2 protein-coding genes are annotated in these 1,661 nt (G+C 69.5%); both read right to left on the reverse strand.

Features of this window, described 5'->3' with window-relative positions; genetic code table 11:
- Nucleotides 1-170 precede the first annotated feature (170 nt).
- On the reverse strand, nucleotides 171-803 hold the full coding sequence (locus tag JYJ84_RS36070; protein WP_122946221.1) for a gamma-glutamylcyclotransferase: 633 nt from the start codon (nucleotides 801-803) through the stop codon (nucleotides 171-173).
- Nucleotides 804-815: 12 nt separating this feature from the next.
- On the reverse strand, nucleotides 816-1,592 hold the full coding sequence (gene ybeY, locus JYJ84_RS36075; RefSeq protein WP_122946220.1) for an rRNA maturation RNase YbeY: 777 nt from the start codon (nucleotides 1,590-1,592) through the stop codon (nucleotides 816-818).
- Nucleotides 1,593-1,661: the final 69 nt, after the last annotated feature.

Raw genomic sequence — 1,661 nt, forward strand, 5'->3', positions numbered from 1 at the left:
GGCGCGGAGATGTGTATAACAGACACCAGCCGGACAGCGCGATGCTCGCGGCGACGAGCAGCGCGGCGACCTTGCAGCGCGACCAGCGTGACGGGTTCATCGGGCATGCCCTCGTTCGAATGCGCACACGGCGCGGCCGCGTGCGGCGGCAAGCCGGGCGCCGTGCCGCGTCACCGGCATCGCGCGAGCAACCCTTCGAGTGCGCGATCGGGGATGCCGCTCGCGCGCAGCGCGTCGACCGTGCGGCTCACGTAGTCGAGCGTCGTGCCGTAGCGGCCGGCCGCGCAGCCGAACACTTCCTTCACGACGGGATCGGACAGCTTGCCCGTATAGGTCGGCGCGTCGCGGCGCATCACGAACGCGAGCGCGTTCACGCGTTCGCCGTTCTCGAGCGAGCACGGCAGCCACGCGGGCCGGTACGAACCCATCGGCATCTCGCGCTTCCACAACGTTTCGAGGTGCGGCTGCGCGGTCGGGCCGGCGAGCCGGAACGCGATGCCCGAGCACGAGCCGCCGCGATCGAGCGCGAGCACGAGGCCCGGGCGCTCGGGCGTGCCGCGGTTCACGCGCGACCATAGATAGAGCCCGCGATGATAGCCGTGCACCTTGCCGCGCACGGCGGCGACGGTCGGCAATCCCGGGTTCCAGATCAGCGAGCCATAGCCGAACAGCCACAGATCCTGCTGGCCGTCCCAGTCGCGCATCGTGAGCGCGAGCGAGGCCGCGAGCTCGTCTTCCGTCAGCAGGCGCCCGTCGCCGATCGACGGCGGGTAGGCGGGCGGGAGCGTCGCGGCGTTGCGCATCGTGCGGACGACTTACTGGTACGGGTTCGGGAAGCCCAGCTTCGCGAGGATGTCGACTTCGAGCGCTTCCATTTCGGCCGCGTCTTCGTCGCTCGTCTCGTGGTCGTAGCCTTGCGCGTGCAGCGCGCCGTGCACCAGCAGGTGCGCGTAGTGGGCCGTGAGCGGCTTGCCCTGGTCGTGCGCTTCCTTCTCGACGACCGGGCAGCACAGCACGAGGTCGCCGATCACGGTGCCGTCGGGCGCCGCGTCGTACGCGAAGGTCAGCACGTTGGTCGGGTAGTCCTTGTGGCGGTAGCCGGCGTTCAGCGTGCGGCCTTCTTCTTCGCCGACGAAGCGCACGGTGAGCTGCGCGCTGGCGAACAGCGCCGGCTCGATCCATTCGGCGATCAGCTTGCGTTTGGGCAGCGTCTTGCGCACGTCGCTCGTGATTTCGTCGCCGTACTGCACGGACAGATCGAGCTCCGGCTCGCGCAGCGCGTCTTCGGTGTCGTCTTCGCGCGGCGCGGGCTCGGCACCCACGTGCAGCGTCACGCTGTCGTAGTGCTCGGGCTGCAGCGCGAGCTTCGCGCGCATCGCCGGATCGTTGTGCTGCGCGACGATCGCGACGGCGGCTTCCCCCGAACTGCCCGACAGGTCGAACATCAGGCTGCGGCCGTCCGGGAAGTCGATTCGCAGCCCTTGTGCGTTGACGGTCCGGGCCTTGCCCTTCGCATCGAACAGCGAAAGGCGGGGGGAGGCGGGCGCGGCGGACTTGGCGCGCCCGGACTTGCGGGAACGGGAGGATTTCATGACGCGTGCGGCGATTAGGACGCGTTGAGGATACACCAAACGGCCGATCGCACCCGAATTCGCGCAGGC

This window comes from Burkholderia sp. LMG 13014, from assembly GCF_905232215.1.
Classification (GTDB): domain Bacteria; phylum Pseudomonadota; class Gammaproteobacteria; order Burkholderiales; family Burkholderiaceae; genus Burkholderia.

Coding starts and splice junctions, on each gene's coding strand:
- JYJ84_RS36070 (WP_122946221.1), bottom strand. CDS start 803: ATGCGCAACGCCGCGACGCTCCCGCCCGCCTACCCGCCGTCGATCGGC.
- ybeY (WP_122946220.1), bottom strand. CDS start 1,592: ATGAAATCCTCCCGTTCCCGCAAGTCCGGGCGCGCCAAGTCCGCCGCG.